The sequence below is a fragment of the Sulfurimonas iocasae genome (assembly GCF_047716755.1).
Taxonomy (GTDB): domain Bacteria; phylum Campylobacterota; class Campylobacteria; order Campylobacterales; family Sulfurimonadaceae; genus Sulfurimonas.
Genome location: NZ_CP180409.1, coordinates 1,819,824 through 1,839,488 on the forward strand (window position 1 = coordinate 1,819,824; position 19,665 = coordinate 1,839,488).

Below are 19,665 nucleotides of genomic sequence, written 5' to 3' on the forward strand. Positions count from 1 at the left end.
GACTTATCCTTTTTTTCTATTACGTCTATGAAGCAGTGCTTGGTAGTAAACACTCTCATAAACCATAGCCGTATCATCCCATCCAAAATGCTTTTTCATGCCATTTTGTATCAGCATATTTATCGCATCTTTATTGTTGTACCAGATATCAACTGCCCATACAATCGTACCGTAAAGTGCTTCACCGGAGGCTTCATAAAACTTAAACCCTGTACCTGAGTTCTCAAGAGAATCGTAGTTTTGTATAGTATCATCAAGTCCGCCCGTAGCTCTTACTATGGGTAAAGTTGCGTAACTAAGCGAATATAACTGGTTGAGTCCACAAGGTTCAAAAAGAGATGGCATAAGAAAAAAATCGCTTCCAGCTTCAATCTTATGAGCAAGGTCGTTTCTGTAACCTATATAGCAAGCAAACTTATTTCTGTGAATATCTGATATATGACTAAAGAAATCTTCCGCCCACTTCTCTCCTGCTCCCAGTAGCACTATCTGAATATCCAAATCCATCAGTCTGTAAATCTCCTGAGCTATCAGCGAGATGCCCTTTTGCTCAACCAGACGTCCTACAAAACCTATAAGAGCGACATCCTCTCTTTGGGGAAGATTAAATATTTTTTGAAGTTCTTTTTTACAGATTTTTTTGCCAGATAGGTCATTTAAATCATAGTTTTTTGCTATATATTTATCATTAGCCGGATTCCATTCATCATAATCAATCCCGTTTAAAATACCATGAAGTTTATTAGCATGTGCATTTATAACATTTTTAAGGCCCCAGTCAAATTCGGGACCCCTTATCTCAAGTGAATATTTGGGACTGACGGTTGTGAGTGCATCTGTATGAACGATCCCGCCTTTTAGGAGGTTGACTCCGTCATAATCTTCCAACTCATAAATATTAAAGTTCTGCCATCCTATGCCCAACACTTCCATAACATCTTTGCTAAATCTTCCTTGATGCTGGAGGTTGTGTATAGTTAAAACTGAGGCTGTATTTTCAAAGTCTGAATCATGTGCGTACATAGTATTAAGAAGCAGAGGGATAAGAGCAGTATGCCAATCATTTACATGAATAATATCAGGCTTAAAATGAAGCTTTTTGCTTAACTGCATCACAGCTTTTGAGAAAAATACAAATCTTTGATAATTATCAGCATATGCCTCCCCTCCCTCCTCATAAAGACCGCTACGACCAAAATAGGCTTCATGGTCTATGAAATAAACAGGTATGTCTGAATCAGGCAACATACCTTCTAAAACCAAAGCCCAGGCTTCGCCCTCACGTCCCATATCTACACCAAGTGCTCCGTCCAATGCCTTAAAGCTGTTTTTATCAATTGCATAATAACGCGGCATCACAATCCTCACATCATGTCCAAGTGCTTTAAGGGCTTTTGGTAATGCTCCTGTGACATCTGCCAGTCCGCCTGTTTTTGCAAATGGAACAACTTCTGAGGCTGCCATAAGTATTTTCAGTTTATCCATAAGGGTTTCCATCCAAAAGTTTTGCACCTTCCATAGAGCCATTTTTTAAAGATGACACAACAATCTGTACCTCTTCAAGAGTGTTTTTTTGTACATATCCTTCAAGGTTCTCTTTGATGTATTTTAAAAGATATTCATTGTTCTTTATAACACCGCCTCCCAAAACTAAAACTTCAGGATTACACAAGGTAATAAGTATTGCAACTGCATATAGCAGAGCTTCTTTAAAAGAAATAGCTATCTCTTTAGTATGCTTCTCTTTTGAGTTTTCAAGCTCATCAAGAAGTAGTTTTGGAATGTTAAAATGCTTCATCCACCTATTCATTCCCGAGCCTGAAGCAAAAAGCTCAAGACAGTTAGTCTTAGAACATCCGCAAGCAAATGGAGCTTCTTTATACGAAATATGTCCAATCTCAAAAGCTTGGTTTTTTACCCCTCTGATTAATTTTCCCTCATCTATAAAGGCACTGCCTATACCAGTACCGACATATAAAGCCACAATAGAATCTGACTTAATAAACTCCGCTTCGGCGACAACGGCACACTTTAGGTCATTTTCAATTTCCAATCTAAGATTGTAGCGAGATTCAAAATACTCTTTTATCTTTGGCTCGGATACATGAAGATTTGGAGCAGACAATATCTCTCCCTCAAAAATCTGTCCCGCAAATGAGATTCCGATAAAACTTATCAAAGGATAGAGCACAAGCAAGTGTTCTATATATTTTACAAGTTCCCTCTCCTGCGATGAGACTTTTTGACTTATAATCTCAGATGATGTATGCAGTTCACTTCTCAGGTTAGTTCCACCTACATCAATAAAGAGTTTCATCACCTTTTTTCCACAAGTGAATTATAGATTGTGGCATAAGCTTTGGCACCTCTATCCCAAGAAAAATCACACTCCATATTATGAAGATTTATCTTATTTAAACGTTCTTTGTCTTTATATAATTCTAAGGCTTTTTTAATGGCTTTAATAAGTGCTTTTGGCTTTTTTTTCTCAAAACATATCCCAAATCCGCTCATATTTTTTGAGTCAAAATCATCAATAGAATTCACGCTGTCTTTTAAGCCTCCAACACTGTTTACAATCGGTATAGTTCCGTAATTCATTGCAATCAGTTGGTTAAGCCCGCAAGGCTCAAATAGAGACGGCATTAACATAAAATCGGCTGATGCATACATCCTGCGAGAGAGTTCCTCGTCATAGCCAAAATAAAAGTTTATGTTCTTGTGTTTTGAACTTATAGATTTTATCTGTTTGGAGTATTTTTTCTCACCATTACCCAAGATGGCAATATTGAGTTTCATAGTGCTTATTTTATCCAACTCTTTTACAAGCAGGTCAATCCCTTTTTGCCAAGTAAAACGGCCAATGAAGATGAAAAGAGGTCTCTGTGTGTTTTTAATGTCTCTTTCTTTAAGATATGACTGTTTATTTTTATATTTTTTATCATAACTCTTTGAATCGTAGTTATTCTCAAGTGCTGTATCTGTTTTTGGAGAAAAATTAGAAATATCGATTCCATTTAAAATACCAACTGTCTTATTTTGATGTTTTGCCAAAAATCCCTCAAGACCGCATCCAAATTCTGGCGTAAGTATCTCTTTTGCATAATTTGGGCTTACAGTAGTAATGACATCGGCATAAGCTATGCCTGCTTTCATAAAATTCATATCTCCATAAAACTCCAAAGATTCCATGTTAAAGTAGGATGAAGAGAGTCCGAGTCTGCTCAGAGCTTTCTTCTCAAACACACCCTGATATGCAAGATTGTGTATCGTGTATACACACTTGGTTTTAATTGAGCTATCTTCTTTGAGAAAAAGTGCACAAAGTGCACTCTGCCAGTCATTAAGATGGAGCAGATCATAAGGTTCTACACTCTGTTTGATAAAAGCTATTACAGCTTTGCTAAAAAGCCCAAAACGAAGGTCATTATCTTTGTACCCTTTCTCTGGTGTACCGTAAAGAGACTTTTTAGCACAAAGTATACGTGTATCAATAAAATAGCACTTTATCCCTTCGTATGAAGTACTAAACAACTCTACAAGATGCTTTTTTTTACCAAGCAAAATCTCAAATGATATTCCGGTATGAACAATGTCAAATCTATCTTTGTCTATAGAACTGTACATAGGCATCATAATCGATATATCAAACATCGGCAAAAGAGCCTTTGGTAGTCCAAGAGAAACATCAGCCAAACCACCGCTTTTTGCAAAAGGATAGACTTCACTTGAGACAAAAAGAATCTTTTTCTGTTTTTTAGATTTTTTCAAAAGAACTCCTTAACAGCTTTGCGCAATACTCAGGTTCGACAGGATTTATCATAGTGCTTGTAGAAAGTTCAAAACCGCCATGTCTGTAAATACTAGGTATGATTCGCATCTCAAATCTGCATATTGTGCTTTTATGATTAATATTTGTATCTATATAAAAATATTTTTGCATCGGAGATACAGAGAGACTCATATTAAAATCAAAGTTTCCAAGTTGTAAATTCATTGTTGCAAAAAGCTCTTTTAAAAGGTTTGAAAGTTCCTCTAGTTTTTCATCTTCAATCTTATCAATTTCTGCCGAGAGATTATTACTTGTGATTATTACTTCAAACGGGTACTCACTAGCAAATGGGCAAAAAGCTATAAAAGAATCTGTTTCTCTTATCACTCGTTCTCCCTCACGCTTCTCTTCATCTATAATATCATCCATTAAAGCTCTTCCACTATCCATATAGTAGTGATACATCCTCTCATATTTACGAGCAATTTCTTTTGGTACTATAGGTAATCCTATAAGTTGTGTATGTGGATGTGCCTGAGTGGCACCTGCCGATTGTCCCTGATTTTTAAATATGCTGATATAGGCTATTCTTTTATCGTTTCTCAAATCGCTAACCCTAGCCTGTATTGTCTTAAGCCAGTTAAAAATATCCTCAGATGATAATTCAGATATAGAACTTAGATGTTTTGGTGTGTCTATAATTATTTCATGCGCTCCAAAACCATCCCACACTTTATTTGTACCTTCATTTTTCAACTGATACGGTGCTTCAATTTGTACCGCTTTAAAGAGATTTGGAACTACGCGGGTAAGCCACCCTTTTTCATCTGCAAAACTTCCCTTATCTCTGATGGAGAATATCTCATTTGGAGTCATAGATTCCTTGCCCTCGCAAAAAGGACATATACTAGAACTCTCTTCCTCCTTACTCCAAGACATATAATCAGGACGGCGCATACGTTCAGGGGCAATAATAACATAACTGTCTTGCAGACGGTTATATCGAATCTCAGACATCTTCCACCTCCAAAACTCCTTCTAAAGAGAAATTTTTTGAAAAAGGAAGCACAAAAGCCATACTAAGAGATTGTGTTGTCAAATCAAATCCTTGCTCACTTTGAGATACAGTTTTTAAAGGGTAGTAAAGAAAATCCACCTCTCTATCAAGGCTTATAATGATTTTTTTATCTAAATAAGAATCTGTTATTTCCAATGATTTCATTCTCTCTTTTTTGGCACCTACAGATATTTTCTCACCATTTACTCTGACTTTTTCATACTCTGCAAAATGTAGGTTTAACTCCAATATATAATTAAAAAAATAGTCAGAATCTGTAGCGAGTTCTATTTTAAACCTGAATCCGTTTTGCTTCGTAATATAACTCTTCTTTAGATGCGTGTTATATTTTTGAGGCAGATATACCCCACCCTCTCGCTCAAACACGATTGCCTCTGAATCTTTTGAATATAAAAACGGCTGGTTTGCAAAATCCCCATACTCCTTAAAACTACAAGAACGAAAATTCTCAAGAGTAGCAGACTTGTCGCTTATATGATCTACAAAAGAGTTCTTTATGTACCAATCATATACTAAAGCTTCTTTAATCTCCTCATTGATGTGGTGTGCACTATTATGTATGGTGTCAATCCCATCCAAAAAACAATCATTTTTATCCATTTGCTTCTCGGATGGTGGCCTCAACATCCTTTCATGGTAGGATTCTTTTCGTCTGCTGAGAGTATTTTGCCAGTTAAAGCATTTTTGCAAATCATCAAACTCGATAAGCTGTCCTCCATATTTGCTGTCAAATCTAAAGATATATTTCGGCGTTACGGATTTTACTTTGAGATAACCGTCCATCTCACTCTCATCCGTACTTATCAAAGTTTTGCCCGAATATCTTAGTTTTTCACACTCAATCAGGTAGCTGTATGCATTGTCCCTGAGATTTGGAAGATAAAGACCTCCAAAAACGCCATGCCACATAACATCATTTGTTTGAAGTTTATAAAGGTTTTCATTAAAAAGTTCATTTTTTATCTCCTCTTTCATAGATGAGAGTTCAAGCATCCTCTTGTGGATGCGATTACTCTCCTCATACTTCACAAAGAAGTTTTTCCATATCCCACCTTTTAAAAACTTGATTCCTTCTTCATTATAGCGCTCCTCTCCCATCTCATTTTTCAAGATTTCAAGAGCTATAGCATCATCAGCCTTTAGACTCCACTCTCCCATCTCATAATAAGATACGTTAGGTAGGTAGGCGATACCACGCGTTTTTTGTTCTTTAAAATATTTACCATAATGCTCACATTTAATTTCATCATCTTTTAGTACAGTTTGTATAAATTTTTCGAGCCATCCCTTTTCGTATACCCAAGCGTAAGTGCCCGGCCACATACCGAATTTTTCCGCGTCGTCAAATATAACAGCGGCTGAATCTTTCTCTCTCGAATATAATTTTATTATTTTTATGCAACGCTCAACACTGAAAAAAGGCAGGGCATAGCGAAGTTTTTTACTAATTGGAAATATTCCTATACTTTTACCACCCTCTTCAGTGGTATAATATCCATCTAAAACATCTTCATCAATGCCGGCTGATTGAAAGTGGTAATCATCTAGTAGCGTATATTCTATCTCTGATTTATGTAGGTCTGAGACTAGTGAAGAGTCCCATACTCTCTCACTAAGCCAAAGCCCTTTTGGATTTTGATTGAAGTTTATCTCTATCTCAGAACTAAGTTTTTTAATCTGAGCTATTCTATCTTGCGATGGAATTGCACTGAGTACCGGTTCATAAAACCCCGCGCCAAAAAATTCTATACTACCTTTATTGGATAATTCAACTATGTTTTTAAAAAGCTTTGGATAATCGCTCTCAATCTGTTGCATAAGCCAACCACTGCAATGTACAGAAAATCGAAACTCCGGATATCTGCTAAGCACCTCAAAAAAAGGTGCATAACATACGTTTACTGCATGGCTTATAACCTCTTTAAAATTATCTACGGGCTGATGCATATGGATACCAAATAATAGTGTGGTTTTATTTCTCATAATCACTCCTATACAAACCAGCTGTCGCTATAATCTTCATCCAGTTGCAGTTCCAAAGCACCACAACCTGGCAATGTCTGAATGACTTTACCCTCTTTGAGTATCTTAAAACGCAGATGAACAATACTTAAAGCTTCAAAAACAGTTTTAGCAAGAGCAATTTCAATACTACTGTGTACACTCATGATAATACCAGATTGATGTTTCTGCTCATTCAAGTTTAAACTTATAGTCTCTGAGAGTTCCTCGATTATTATCTCCAAAACTGTTTTTTCTTTGTCTATCTTTGTCATATCTGCATCAAAGGCTATATATACCATATCTTCGTTATGTCCAAATCTAATTTTTTCAACAGCTCCTCTGGTTCGCTCCATATTTGAGAAAATTCTATTTTCATCAATGCTTCCGCAACCTATCCATTCAAAAAAAGATGAAGATTTTCCATCTATTTTAGGATAAATATGGGCTTGAGGTTTAAGTATAAAAGAAGTTCCGCTTTTATGCTTGATAATAGGTTCAAACAAGCCCTCCGGAGGTTGCATATTTAAAAGTTCATATATACTTATGAGATGTTTTCTAAAAAGCATGTCAAACTCTGCAGCAAACTCCGTAAAGTGTTCATCACCATACCACCAGAACCAGTCACTGCACTGTGCAGTTAAAAAATGATTTTCAATTGTCTTATAGTCTTTATCACTTATTTCATGGGTATAATTATCATAATCTCTTCGAGCCTGAAAAAGCAATTCCCAAGCTCGATTTTTATCAGGATGTCCAACCCATGTTGAAAAATCACCGCTTATCCAACTTCCGGGCTTCAAGTTCTCAAGTTCTAAAGCTTCATCCTCTATCAACTCATCCATGCAGATTGTTTTACACCAAGGAAGGTCTGAAAGCTTTTCATAAAGTTTCATAAAAAATGGATAAGCATTATCCTTATAATACTCCCATGCATTTTCTCCATCTAGAATTATAAAGAGTGTGTCTTGCTTATCTTCAGAAGCCAAAGGTGCAATGGCTGAGATAAATTGCTCTACTGATTGAGAAGCAGGTCTGAATCTGTAATCAAAACCTATTAAATCACTCATAGCGTGATCGCGAAATGCGATAAATACTTCATTATATTGATATGGCTTATAGAGATTTGCTCTTTTATTATCACCCAGAGATTTAAAAAGTATATCTTCATCCGTAGCAATCCACTTAATCCCCTCATTTTTGTATATCTCTATACTTTTGACATCTACCGCTCCTTCAGCGGGCCAAAAACCCACAGGTTCAACTCCAAAGGTCTCTTTATAAAGTTTTTTTGCTCGTTTGACATGTTTGATGGCATCGTCTTTAAAAGAAAGTGGATTTTGTGGAGTCTTTGTATGAATGTTTGCCTTTTGCACATTGTCCATATCTATTAAAAGAGGAAGTATGGGATGAAAATATGGAGTTGTAGAAATTGAAATAATTTTTCTTTTCAATAAAGAGGTGTAAAATGGAAGAATTTCACCGATAAAAGCACTAAGTGTATCAAGCAGTAAAGTTTTATCTTCCGATGAGTAGTCACGCTCTTTTTGAAACAATACTTTTACTGTTTCATTGTTCAAACGAAGATAATTCCCACACCATGCCAAGAGAAATTGCATCTGTAGATCAATTAACTCCTCATCGCTAAAACTTTCAAGATAGTAGAGTTCATTAAAACGCGGCATCGGCTTAATTACAGTGTCATAATTAGGAGATTTACAGATTTTTACAAACCACTCCCTTTGGCTACTTGAAAGCTCCAAAGGATGCATGTTGTAAAGTTGAAAGAAATAGTCATATTTCAAAGGCTCAGAACAAAGATTTAGCTGTTCTATAAGTGAGGGTGTAAGGTTAAAAGTAGCTTTTAGTTTTGAAAATTTTGAAAGCATCCAAGGCATATCATAATAATCTTTTATAGCATGCAAAAATACCCAAGGCATTTTCATAATACCCTCACTATCTCTATAATCAGGCTGATGCATATGCCATAAAAATGAGAGCTTTAGTGTTTTATTCATTTTATTTTTCTGCCCATCTATCTATTTTTTGAGTATATTTTTTATAAATAGCTTTCCCACTCTTATTTGTTTGAGCTTGTATATACAGATTTAGAGAATCTTCATACTGGTCAGGTATCATAAGTATCCAGTCATTTTTGGCAGTCCATATTTTCACACCGTCTATGGATGATGATTTTTTATCTTTTGCTTCTTCAAGAAACTTACGCATCATTTTACCTTTTAAAGACTGTTTGCACGCTACTTTTTCATAAGTGTAATAAAAAGGCTCTATCTTCTTTACAATCTCTGAAAGTTTCAAATCAAACTTTATTAGCATCTCTACAATCTTTAAAGCACAAAACATAGAATCATGATGAAGTGTAAATTCACTAAAAGCAAAATTTCCATCAACAGTTGCAATTAAATCATATGATTTAAGTTGTGATGCTTTAAATTCTGAATATTTCCCACGCTCTAGCTCAAGGTTCTCAAAACTTCCATCAATCATATCCGGTTGCCCAGGTCGGAAGAATTACCTTGTATTTTTTCTCATTTTTCTCGTGATTCATCAAATATAGAATAACAAAAAGTGTTGTCTCTTTCTCTAAGACCTCACCCAAATCGGTCACAATAGTAAGTTTTTGTCCATTTGGATATATTATCAACCCCATATCCGAATTAAGACTCTTAACAATGGATGAGACCTCACCTTTTGAACGTTTTTCCACACTTCCTAGATTTTCTAACTTTTTCTCATCAGGATAAGCATTGAGTATGATGTTATCAATGTGAAGATCATTTAAAACTTTAGGAAAAATATCTGCTGTACCTCCTGACATAAGGTCAACGATTATATGAAAACTGTTTTTAGCAAGAATATCTCTGCTTATGTTGTTTTTTATAGCCTCTTTATATTTCATGCAGACATGATTATTGTGATTGTATTCTATTATCTCTCCTATATCCCTGTAATTAACCCTTTTAAACTCCTCTTTAAAAAATGTCTTTTCTACATTTTTTGCCATAGCTGAGTTTATTTTCAAGCCATCCTCATTAAAAAATATTATCTTAATATTGGCAGGATTTAGCATATGCTGTCTAATATGTACTCCTGCAGCGATATCGCTGTGTGCGGCAAGGTTGTATCTCATAACTGATGATGGGAGTGTATGAAGATCTACAACACCTACGCCAGATGCCAAAACCCCGCCTAAAAAAGCACGCTTAAGCATTCTGGAACTTTTGTGATAATCCCTTGATATATATATCTTACTGCCTATTGGAAATTGCGATGCAAATGCTTCTGCCAGCTTTGTCGCCATCTCACACGAGAGCTCAACATTGCTTATACCAAAAACGCTTCCATCCTCGAAGATAGAGTTTTTATACTTGCTTCCCCAAATCACATTATTAGTGACTATTGAAGCTCCCTCTATTATCTTGTTTGGCCATATAATTATATCTTTCTCAATTGAGACCAGACTCCCGACTTCACACCCCTCTGCCAGAATTAGACCGGCCTTTGCCTGCATATTATTTCCAAGTATATTGTTATTACATATAACACAACTATCAAGGATTACATTATTTTGAATCTCTACATTATCCCATATTACACTATTCCTTATCTTACAAAAATCATCCACAATAACATTGTCACCTATAACCACATTGTGGAGTTTTACCCCTTTTCCAATAGTGACATTTTTTCCAAGTACCACTTTGTCCAAAATATCTACACCATCTTTTAGCTCATACTTTTGCGCACTGTAAAGGATGCCATCAGGAAAAACTTTTTTTATCCCTTCAAAGTTAAATTCTACTCTCTCATTTAAAATATCATCATGGACTTCTCTATAACTCTCAGGATTTCCGACATCTCTCCAGTATCCAAAAGCACTGCATCCAATAAGATCTATATCTTTTTTCATAAGTAGAGGGAACAAATCTTTTGCAAAATCAAAATTTGTATTTTTAGGGATATGCTCTAAAATTTCAGGCTCAATTATATAAATACCGGTATTGATAGTGTCACTAAACACCTCTCCCCAGCTTGGTTTTTCCAAAAATTTTTCTATTTTTCCATCTTCATCGGCAATGACTACACCAAACTGCAACGGGTTTTTAACAGAGGTAAGCGTTATAGTCAGCTTTGATCTACGAGCTGTGTGACACTCTATTATTTTATTAAAATCAAAATCTGTGACAAGGTCACCACTAATTATTATAAAATTCTCATCACCAATAAGTTCTTCTGCAAGTTTAACAGAGCCTGCCGTACCGTAGTCGTTGTCAGGGAGAAGGTAAGTGATGTTGATGCCAAATCTGCTTCCATCACCAAAATAATTCTCTATAATCTCTGGTTTAAAATAAAGCAGTACGATAAAATCTTTTATACCGATATCCCTAAGCTTGAGCATGGTATGCTCCATCATAGGTTTGTTTATGATTGGCAGCATTGGCTTTGGTTGAGAGTTTGTTAAAGGCTGAATTCTAGTACCAAAACCACCTGCTAATACTACTGCTTTCATTTATGCTCCTAATTTTAAAAAATTACCTCTAACATAATTAATTTTTTTTAACTATATCATCATAATTTAATAATGTTAAGCTAATGTTAATCTATACAAAAGATTATAAATCATACATCTTTGTGTAATACTCATGCACCATACGACCAGAATCAAATGCCGGGATAACGTCAGACATAGCATTACTGACTATTTTTATCCATTTTTTCGGTTCATTGTAATAAAGCGGAATAATTTTATTCTCTAGAATATCCATCAAGTTTTTATTATCTTCATAATCTTGCTTTTCTATCGGCTTATTATGGTCAATCTCAGGTATAGTAAAGGAGTTAACACCATCATTTGCAAATTCAGGATGCCACCCGTCATTTATGGATAGATGAACAGAGCCGTTCATGCTCGCACTCATACCGCTAGTACCGCTTGCCTCTCGTGATACTCTTGGGGTATTGAGCCAGACATCACTCCCTTTTTTCATAATACGCGAAAGTTCAAGCTCATAACCTATCAAAACTGCCATATTTTTAAATTCACAGCTCATATTTATCAGTTCATTAAAGGTGTTTATTGCATTTGTGTCAAATGGGTATGGTTTTCCAGCCCAGATAACCTGAACAGGATAATCTACACTGGTAATCATTTTTTTAAAACGTTCTATATCCTGCTTTAAAAGTCCAGGTCGTTTATACTCCGCAAAGCGTCTTGCCCAGACAATCGTCAGTACTTCAGGATCAAACATCTGCCCAGTCTGGTCTACTACAATATCAAACAACACGCGCTTAAGATGTTTTTTTCTGGCAATCAACTCATACTCCTCGTGTGCATCTAAGGCATTGAGCATTACTCTGTCTGTCCAGTAGCGACGGTTTTGTCCGTTGGTAATGTATATTATCTCAGATTTTCCTTCAATATCTTTCCACATTCTGTTAGCAACTTCTCCATGAAACTTTGAAACCGCATTGGATATTTTTGAAGACCTCAAAGCCCCTACCGTAAGATTAAGATTTTCTCCATCTTCCATAGTCAACTGACGCACCTCATCCATTGAGAGACCGTTAAAAAAACCGAATTTGTGGAGCAGGTTCATATTATGTTTCTCATTACCTGCGTCCTCGGGCGTGTGTGTCGTGAAAACAACTCTATTTTTCACCTCTTGCATATCTCTGTACTTAGCATAAAGCTCATATACCAGAGGTAAAGCATGTCCTTCATTCATATGATAGATATCAACTTCATGATTTAATTTATCCAAAACTTTTACACCGCCGATGCCAAGGACTATCTCTTGTGAAATACGCGTCTCTTCATTTGAATCGTAAAGCTTGTGTGTGATTGTGCGGGATATAAAGTTGTTTTCATCTATGTCTGTAGTTAAAAGGATTAAGGGGGCAGAACCAAAAACATCCGGTGGCAAAAGCCACGCTTTCACATATACATCTTCTGAATGGATATTAATCTTAATCTTAATATCCAAGTCTTCCAAGAAATAGTAATGTTTTCTGATAAAATCAGCATGCAGAGTCCCCTCTGAATTACGTCTCTGATCATAATATCCATAACTCCACAATATACCAACCCCAACTGTATTTTGCTTTAGATCGTAGGCACTGCGCATATGTGAGCCAGACAAAAATCCTAGTCCACCAGAATATATCTTCAAGCCCTGATGAATTCCAAACTCCATTGAAAAATAGGCAACACTAGTTTTATATTTCGGGTCGATTTGATAAGTATGCAGTTTCATTATTTTTTTCCTTTAAAGTGCTCATAAAGTAGATGTTTTCCCTGTTCTACTCCCGGTTGATTATATGTATTTACATTCAACATCGCGCCAACAAGAGATGTGAGCAGCTCGTAATATATGATAATTTTTCCTATATTACCCTCTTGAATCTTATCGAAAGAGATACTATCAACAACAATCCCGCTTTGTTCTAGGCTATCTTTTGTAGCTTTACACTGCGCATTTATAAGTTCGCCAAAACTTCTGCCGTTTACAAAGTCTGTATCTTGCAAATATGCAAGTGAGATTTCAGGAATTATGATATCGTTTTCAAAATCATTAATATTTATAAAAGTAACGGTTTTATTGTTAGGTCCATCTATAATAAGCTGTAAAAATGAGTGTTGGTCCACTGCACCAATAAGACCAATCGGTGTCAAACCTACATGCTTTCCTTCAGAAGTTGTTTTTCCCAATGATTCACCCCATAACTGTATATACCACTTTGTCAGGTTTTCAAGTTCATTGGCATATGAAAAGAGCACATTCATAGGTTTTGATTCTGAGTTAATAGCATAAAAAGCGGCTTTTTCAAGCAGATGATTCTCTTTAGAATCAAAAAAGCTATCTGCAAAAGCCCAAGCACCTTCAAGTATTGCTTTTACATCATATCCAGCCAAATAAAGTGGCACAACACCTACGCTGCTTAAGATAGAAAATCTTCCACCAACATTTGAAGGTATGTCGAACTGTTTTATATCATACTCATCAGAGAATTTTGAAAGGGGAGAAAGTTCATCTGTTATTGTGATGACACGCTCTTTGTCCTGAGTATTAAAATCTAAGTTAAAATGCTTTATTATAGTTTTAAAAATCGATATAGTCTCAATAGTAGAACCTGATTTAGATATGACAATAAAAAGCGATTCCTCTTTAGTAAGACTTGAGAGTGTTGTAGATATATTAAGAGGATCTGAGTTTTCAAAGTAAAAGAGTTTTCTTCCGCTTGTGTTTTTATGTGCTAAAAGTGTGTCTATAGCTTTAATTCCGAGTGAAGAGCCGCCTATTCCTATCAAAACAATATTTTTGATTTTTTTGCTTTGTAGCAAGGAGCTGTTTTTACAAAACTGTGTAATATCACCTAGTATATTTAAAGAATCTTGAGGCAAAAAATAATAGCCGATACGACCACTCTCTTTTTCTGATTTTATATCAATAAACGCCTTATCAATAATATACTTTGTATCTGCATCTGACTTAAACTTATGACTAAATTGCAACATGACAAACCCTCACACTCAGTTTACATTCTCACATTATAACACCATTTGACATTAACTAATACTAAATGATTATAATCTTAAAATTTAAACTGCTTGAGACATTAAAGTATATAATGTAAGTGCTGGGTCATATCCTCACAAGAAGTAATAACCCTGAATTAGCTCTTATTAAAATCGACCTTTTATAGGAGTATTAACTACACTGTTTAGTATATTTCTAGAATTAATACAAGCATCTATATCAAAATCAATATTACAATCTCTCCACATGTTTTCGATGATTGCAATTGTCCCTTTTGTATTGGCTACTTGATTGCCACATTTTCTATCTTCATAAAATATTACTTGACCATCAGCATCATTTCGTCTTAAGAGATCAACATTTTCTTTACATGATTTATATTTTTTTTGTGCTTCATCCATCATGCCTACACAACCTTTATAATTTCCTTCTATACATGATGTTAAGTAGTCTTTTGGTTTTATAGGTATTTTAAGTTTAGGAACTCTACACTCTACTGCTCCTTGGGATGTATTAAATGACGCAAATACTGCATCTTTGTTGCCATCTCTTTTACAATTTATTACAATAGGAGCAAATTGTTCTATCTTACTACCGATTTTAATTAAAGTTGTATTTACACAGTGTCCATGAGATATAAATAAGTCATCTCTTATTTCAGGTTCATATGCTTTAGTATTCGGGTCCCAGGTTATCTTTAATTTAAAGCTTGTATCACTTGTATTTTCCGTTTTACAATATAAACCTTTAGAACTCATACATCTTTCCCAAGCTTTTACAACATCTTTATTACTAATGCTTTTTGTAAAGGTTAGTGCATCTTTCTTACTTATGCTACTTGAAGAATTTTTACAAAACTCTTTAATTTTCTTAAGGTTATGAGAATTTCTACTTCCTAATCCAAACATTCCTAAATCCGGAAGAGGTAAATCAATAGAAAAACCAGATGAACCACTGTTAGACATATTACTCTTTTTACATATCAAGTCATAAGTATTTTCTTGCATAGTGCTAGTGTCTGAAAAATCATATGTGTCTCTTATTCCATCATTTAAGATATCGGAGCATTGATCGTTAGACATTAGACTAGTAGTACTTAACACTAGACAAACAACAATTATATTTAATAATGTGTTACGCATATTTGATTCCTTTGTATAGTTTATTGAGTATCTTTTAAATATTATAGCAAATTATTTATTCTAATAAAGGTTTAGGTTCTGCAAAAAAATAACCTTGAGAGTACTCAATATCTAGTTCCAAAACCTTATCATATATGGCTTGTGAGCTAACATACTCTGCAACAACTTTCAGATTTTTGATTTTTGCAAAACTTACTATGGTTTTTACAATGTCATAATAATCTTGATTTTTATCTATCTCTTTAATAAGAGAACCGTCTATCTTTATAATATCAGCATTTAATTTTAGTAAATATTCGAAGTTACTATACCCTGTTCCAAAGTCATCAATTGCTAATTTACAACCATAAGATTTTATAACCTTTATAAATTCATCAACCTCATCAAAGTTTTCAATACCCTCTGACTCTACAAGTTCAAAAGTGATGTTTTTACATTTCTCAAACTCATCTAGTTTATCATATATATATTGTTTTATATCTTCATTTTGCATGTCTTCAATAGTGATGTTGATACTGCATTTTAAATCATATGTAAGCATTTTTTGAAGTGTTTTGTCTATAACAATTCTAGTAATCTTAGTATATTGATTTGATTTTTTTGCCTTATCTAAAAAGAAATATGGAGAAATTACTTCACCATCTTTACTTATCATCCTGACTAAAGACTCATACTTAATGATTTTTTTGCTTTTTGTATCAACAATTGGTTGAAAAAACACAGTTATTCTATCATCTTGAATAGCCTTTTTAATTCTATTTGACCATGTTAGATTTGACTTATATTCTTTATCTAGTGTATTTTCATCAGTATATATATTGAAGTTTAAACTATTTTGTTTTGCATAAGTTTTTGCAAGGTGCACTGATGAGACTAAATTTTGTTTATCCTCAAATGATAATGACATAGTTATATTTAAATAAAATGTTTTATCTTTTATTGTTAACGTTTTAGTATTTAAAAAATTATTTGTCTCAATCATCTCATTAATGAACTTATCTCTTGATACATATTTGTTAAAAACTATAAACTCATCTCCTGAAAGATGAAATAGCAAGTAGTTGTTTTTTAATCTCTTTTTTATAATCTTTGATAATTTTACAATTAACATATCTCCAACTTCATCGCCATAAAAATCATTTATCTCATGAAATCCATTTATATCTATAAGAGCTATACTGGCATTATTATCTGCAGTATTTAGTGTTTCATTTAGATGGAATCTATTGTATAGCCCTGTTAATGCATCTGTTATTAGTAGTTTTTCAATTTCCTCTTGTTTGTTTACAATATCTGTTATCTCATATCTTGTAGCTATATATTCTACAATATCATTATTATGATCTAAAATAGGGACTATAACTGCCTGAACTGTGTATAAATCACCATGCTTTGTTAAGTTTTTAAGCTTGCCACGCCATATTTTTTTAGATGAGATTGTATTCCACATATCTGTGAATACCTCTTTTGGTACATCAGGATGTCTAACAATGTTATGACTTTTTCCTATTACTTCATCTTTTTCAAATCCACATACTTCATAAAACTTATCGTTTGCATATTTTATTTTTCCATGCGTATCTGAAATAGTTACAATGGAGTTAACATCCATAGCATCTTTATAACTTTTTAATTTTTGAATATTCTCATTAAGCTCTTTTGTTTTTTTATCTATTTCATTTTCAAGCTGTGTTTCATACTTTAATCTATCTGTTATATCTCTAGCGATAGCTATGTTGTAGTCAACATCATAGTAATTAATTATTTTTGCATTTATTTCTACTGAAAATTCTGTTTTATTTTTACAGATTAAAGATGCATAATCTGTTCTATCACCTTTGTTTTTAAGTTCTTCAATATGTTGCTTAAAACTATGAAATTCGTCTATAGGTTTTCTAAAGCCATCAATACCAATTTCATTCATTTCTTCTAATGAGTAACCCAGTCTATCTTTTGCTGTCTCGTTTGCATAGACTATTTCCATTCCATTTTTATCTATTTGCGATATAAAAAGTAAATCACGAGTATTTTCTAAAAAAGTCTTAAAAAGTTCATCTCTATTTTGAAAAAAATCTTTGTGTTTCATATAGATACCTCATTTTTTTATTATAATAACTCAACATTTACTTTAAATCTTCTAATTTATGTTTATTATTTAATCTTTTCTATACATATTATGTACCATCTAATTGTAAAACACTGTTTTGGTATACAATATGTATACTAAATTATTACAGGAGAAGATATGAAAATAAAAAAACAATTTAATCCAAATGATTTTGATACAAATCTGACCATAAAAGATGTAGCTAAAAGATTCAAATATTTATCATCTATTAATTTTGAAGAAAATAGTTTAGCAGATGAGATAACAAAACTAAACTACGAAGTTATATCAAGTGAATACGAAGATTTAAAATACAGTGATATAACTGACTATTATAAAATAGAAGTTGATACAATAGTATAAATTAGATTTTATTATGAGAGTTTTACATCTTTTAAAATAATTAAAAGCTCATCATTTAAAGTATTGATTTTTTTAATAATGAAATCTCTTTTTTCTTCACTTAAAGAAAATCTAGAATCTATAAACTCATATATACCTATACTATCTGCATAGACACTCTGCATCAAATCAGTTTTTATTTTATCTTCTATTATTCCCATAACTCTACACACTCATCCAATTCTCATGTGTATGACCTTTTTTCTTAAACTCTACCGCTTTATCAAGCTCTTTCTCAAATAGTTCTAGATTAAAGTCACTAATAACATCTTCTAAAACTTCTTTATATTCTATCTCACCATCTTTAGAAATTATAAAAATAGATTTTGCACATAAATTATCTTCTATATTTACACCATACTTTAATGTTAAATTTTTTATATCAATAGAGGTCATAAAGTCATCATACTTAGTATCTAACTCTTTTGAAGTCATTATATATATGTATGATTTATCAGAATATTTATTGATTACGCTTAATAAAGATTCAGTTAAATCATAAGAGTTTGCTAAAGTTATAATAACTTGAACCTTATCTGCCATCATACCAATAACTTTAACTTCGCCATTTAACATCATAACTCTTGAAGCAGGAGCTTCACTGCCAACTTTCCTATCCGTTTTTTTCAACTCTCTACTACTATTATCAACTATAACTTCCATACTCAACCCTCTTTAAAATATATTTGTATAAATATATATGCAAGTTATATACCTTTAAAGGGAACACTTAATGTATAAATATTTATATTAAATATTAAGGAGTTAGATATGGCAGTTTTAATTACAGATGAGTGTATCTCTTGCGATGCATGTGCACCGGAGTGTCCAGTTGCGGCAATTTTAGAAGAGGACAATGAGAAAAATCCTAAAGACGGTATTTTATATGTAAAACCTGAGAGTTGTGTTGAGTGTGTTGGTCACGCAGATGAACCTAGATGTGTTGAAGCATGTCCGACTGAAGGTGCTATTGTGTGGGATATGCCATATACTATGGACTTTAACGAGTATTATAAAGATGGTAATGAAGCTGGAACATATAAAATTCGTGAGCATAAGAAAAAAGGTTTAATGTTGCCAGAACAAAAAGAACAACAATTTATTGCCGAAATATCTATGAGTGACCGTGAGTCACACGCAAACATCGGTCGCTGGGCCTAAACGATGTCCGTAATCATTACAGATTTATGCATTAACTGTGATACTTGTATAGATGAGTGTCCAGCTACGGCAATAGTCAGTGTAGATGATTCGCCAATCATAGATGCTGATTATGTTTATGTAAAACCAGAAAAGTGTATAGAGTGTGTAGATGCATCTGTACCAAAATGCGCTTACGTATGTCCTACCGAAGGTGCAATAGTTTGGGATATGCCATACACTGCAGAATTTAACGACTATTATATGCAGGGTCATGAAGATGGCAAATACAATATACGCACTCACAAAAAACTTGGAATTTTCTCGCCTGAGAATAAACCAAAACCTTTCAGAGAAAGTATCTCTATAGAACAAAGAGAAGCCCAAATGGAAGTAGCTATCTAAAGAGAGATTTTTCAATCTCTTTTTTACCCCATGGAACACTTTATGAATTGTATCTCCTA

Annotated in this window: 17 protein-coding genes; 3 read left to right on the forward strand and 14 right to left on the reverse strand. The window is 33.7% G+C overall.

Annotated elements, in window-relative coordinates; all coding sequences use genetic code 11:
- Positions 1 to 3: 3 nt before the first annotated feature.
- The 12 genes from ACLHDE_RS09185 to ACLHDE_RS09240 form a co-directional block, all read right to left on the reverse strand.
- On the reverse strand, positions 4 to 1,485 hold the full coding sequence (locus ACLHDE_RS09185) for a glycogen synthase (RefSeq protein ID WP_415396126.1): 1,482 nt from the start codon (positions 1,483 to 1,485) through the stop codon (positions 4 to 6).
- Positions 1,478 to 2,317, reverse strand: coding sequence for an ROK family protein (locus tag ACLHDE_RS09190; protein ID WP_415396127.1), 840 nt, complete (start codon positions 2,315 to 2,317; stop codon positions 1,478 to 1,480). Before ACLHDE_RS09190 ends, ACLHDE_RS09185 begins: the two co-directional genes overlap by 8 nt.
- Entirely contained in the window at positions 2,317 to 3,771 is a 1,455-nt protein-coding gene (locus ACLHDE_RS09195; protein WP_415396128.1) for a glycogen synthase, read from the reverse strand. The genes ACLHDE_RS09190 and ACLHDE_RS09195 overlap by 1 nt, the downstream gene beginning before the upstream one ends.
- Complete coding sequence (gene galT, locus ACLHDE_RS09200) at positions 3,758 to 4,789, reverse strand: galactose-1-phosphate uridylyltransferase (protein WP_415396129.1); 1,032 nt, start codon at positions 4,787 to 4,789, stop codon at positions 3,758 to 3,760. The genes ACLHDE_RS09195 and galT overlap by 14 nt, the downstream gene beginning before the upstream one ends.
- Positions 4,782 to 6,833, reverse strand: coding sequence for an alpha-amylase/4-alpha-glucanotransferase domain-containing protein (locus ACLHDE_RS09205; protein WP_415396130.1), 2,052 nt, complete (start codon positions 6,831 to 6,833; stop codon positions 4,782 to 4,784). The genes galT and ACLHDE_RS09205 overlap by 8 nt, the downstream gene beginning before the upstream one ends.
- An 8-nt stretch (positions 6,834 to 6,841) precedes the next feature.
- A complete protein-coding gene (locus tag ACLHDE_RS09210; protein WP_415396131.1) occupies positions 6,842 to 8,869 on the reverse strand; it encodes a glycoside hydrolase in 2,028 nt (675 codons plus the stop codon).
- A gap of 1 nt (position 8,870) precedes the next feature.
- A complete protein-coding gene (locus ACLHDE_RS09215) occupies positions 8,871 to 9,359 on the reverse strand; it encodes a hypothetical protein (protein ID WP_415396132.1) in 489 nt (162 codons plus the stop codon).
- Entirely contained in the window at positions 9,352 to 11,382 is a 2,031-nt protein-coding gene (locus tag ACLHDE_RS09220; RefSeq protein WP_415396133.1) for a sugar phosphate nucleotidyltransferase, read from the reverse strand. Before ACLHDE_RS09220 ends, ACLHDE_RS09215 begins: the two co-directional genes overlap by 8 nt.
- A gap of 103 nt (positions 11,383 to 11,485) precedes the next feature.
- Complete coding sequence (gene glgP, locus ACLHDE_RS09225) at positions 11,486 to 13,126, reverse strand: alpha-glucan family phosphorylase (protein ID WP_415396134.1); 1,641 nt, start codon at positions 13,124 to 13,126, stop codon at positions 11,486 to 11,488.
- Positions 13,126 to 14,388, reverse strand: coding sequence for a glucose-6-phosphate isomerase (locus ACLHDE_RS09230; protein ID WP_415396135.1), 1,263 nt, complete (start codon positions 14,386 to 14,388; stop codon positions 13,126 to 13,128). Before ACLHDE_RS09230 ends, glgP begins: the two co-directional genes overlap by 1 nt.
- Positions 14,389 to 14,556: 168 nt before the next feature.
- Positions 14,557 to 15,552, reverse strand: a complete 996-nt coding sequence (locus ACLHDE_RS09235) for a hypothetical protein (RefSeq protein WP_415396136.1) — start codon at positions 15,550 to 15,552, stop codon at positions 14,557 to 14,559.
- A gap of 55 nt (positions 15,553 to 15,607) precedes the next feature.
- Positions 15,608 to 17,638, reverse strand: a complete 2,031-nt coding sequence (locus ACLHDE_RS09240) for an EAL domain-containing protein (protein WP_415396137.1) — start codon at positions 17,636 to 17,638, stop codon at positions 15,608 to 15,610.
- Positions 17,639 to 17,797: 159 nt separating this feature from the next.
- Between ACLHDE_RS09240 and ACLHDE_RS09245 the strand changes: the two genes are divergently transcribed.
- Positions 17,798 to 18,022, forward strand: coding sequence for a hypothetical protein (locus ACLHDE_RS09245; RefSeq protein ID WP_415396138.1), 225 nt, complete (start codon positions 17,798 to 17,800; stop codon positions 18,020 to 18,022).
- An 11-nt stretch (positions 18,023 to 18,033) separates the two neighbouring features.
- On the opposite strand, the gene ACLHDE_RS09250 is transcribed toward ACLHDE_RS09245, so the two are convergent.
- The gene (locus ACLHDE_RS09250; protein WP_415396139.1) at positions 18,034 to 18,222 is read right to left on the reverse strand and encodes a hypothetical protein; all 189 of its coding nucleotides are present in this window, start codon (positions 18,220 to 18,222) and stop codon (positions 18,034 to 18,036) included.
- A 4-nt stretch (positions 18,223 to 18,226) separates the two neighbouring features.
- Positions 18,227 to 18,724, reverse strand: a complete 498-nt coding sequence (locus ACLHDE_RS09255; RefSeq protein WP_415396140.1) for a hypothetical protein — start codon at positions 18,722 to 18,724, stop codon at positions 18,227 to 18,229.
- Positions 18,725 to 18,832: 108 nt separating this feature from the next.
- Here ACLHDE_RS09255 and ACLHDE_RS09260 point away from each other — a divergent pair, with 108 nt between their 5' ends.
- On the forward strand, positions 18,833 to 19,222 hold the full coding sequence (locus ACLHDE_RS09260; RefSeq protein ID WP_415396141.1) for a 4Fe-4S dicluster domain-containing protein: 390 nt from the start codon (positions 18,833 to 18,835) through the stop codon (positions 19,220 to 19,222).
- Positions 19,223 to 19,225: 3 nt separating this feature from the next.
- Positions 19,226 to 19,606, forward strand: a complete 381-nt coding sequence (locus tag ACLHDE_RS09265; protein WP_415396142.1) for a DUF362 domain-containing protein — start codon at positions 19,226 to 19,228, stop codon at positions 19,604 to 19,606.
- Positions 19,607 to 19,665 lie beyond the last annotated feature (59 nt).

Bases quoted from the DNA above. Each gene is read 5' to 3' on its own strand.
- ACLHDE_RS09185 (WP_415396126.1), bottom strand. From the start codon at position 1,485: ATGGATAAACTGAAAATACTTATGGCAGCCTCAGAAGTTGTTCCATTT.
- ACLHDE_RS09190 (WP_415396127.1), bottom strand. From the start codon at position 2,317: ATGAAACTCTTTATTGATGTAGGTGGAACTAACCTGAGAAGTGAACTG.
- galT (WP_415396129.1), bottom strand. From the start codon at position 4,789: ATGTCTGAGATTCGATATAACCGTCTGCAAGACAGTTATGTTATTATT.
- ACLHDE_RS09205 (WP_415396130.1), bottom strand. From the start codon at position 6,833: ATGAGAAATAAAACCACACTATTATTTGGTATCCATATGCATCAGCCC.
- ACLHDE_RS09210 (WP_415396131.1), bottom strand. From the start codon at position 8,869: ATGAATAAAACACTAAAGCTCTCATTTTTATGGCATATGCATCAGCCT.
- ACLHDE_RS09215 (WP_415396132.1), bottom strand. From the start codon at position 9,359: ATGATTGATGGAAGTTTTGAGAACCTTGAGCTAGAGCGTGGGAAATAT.
- ACLHDE_RS09220 (WP_415396133.1), bottom strand. From the start codon at position 11,382: ATGAAAGCAGTAGTATTAGCAGGTGGTTTTGGTACTAGAATTCAGCCT.
- glgP (WP_415396134.1), bottom strand. From the start codon at position 13,126: ATGAAACTGCATACTTATCAAATCGACCCGAAATATAAAACTAGTGTT.
- ACLHDE_RS09230 (WP_415396135.1), bottom strand. From the start codon at position 14,388: ATGTTGCAATTTAGTCATAAGTTTAAGTCAGATGCAGATACAAAGTAT.
- ACLHDE_RS09235 (WP_415396136.1), bottom strand. From the start codon at position 15,552: ATGCGTAACACATTATTAAATATAATTGTTGTTTGTCTAGTGTTAAGT.
- ACLHDE_RS09240 (WP_415396137.1), bottom strand. From the start codon at position 17,638: ATGAAACACAAAGATTTTTTTCAAAATAGAGATGAACTTTTTAAGACT.
- ACLHDE_RS09245 (WP_415396138.1), top strand. From the start codon at position 17,798: ATGAAAATAAAAAAACAATTTAATCCAAATGATTTTGATACAAATCTG.
- ACLHDE_RS09250 (WP_415396139.1), bottom strand. From the start codon at position 18,222: ATGGGAATAATAGAAGATAAAATAAAAACTGATTTGATGCAGAGTGTC.
- ACLHDE_RS09255 (WP_415396140.1), bottom strand. From the start codon at position 18,724: ATGGAAGTTATAGTTGATAATAGTAGTAGAGAGTTGAAAAAAACGGAT.
- ACLHDE_RS09260 (WP_415396141.1), top strand. From the start codon at position 18,833: ATGGCAGTTTTAATTACAGATGAGTGTATCTCTTGCGATGCATGTGCA.
- ACLHDE_RS09265 (WP_415396142.1), top strand. From the start codon at position 19,226: ATGTCCGTAATCATTACAGATTTATGCATTAACTGTGATACTTGTATA.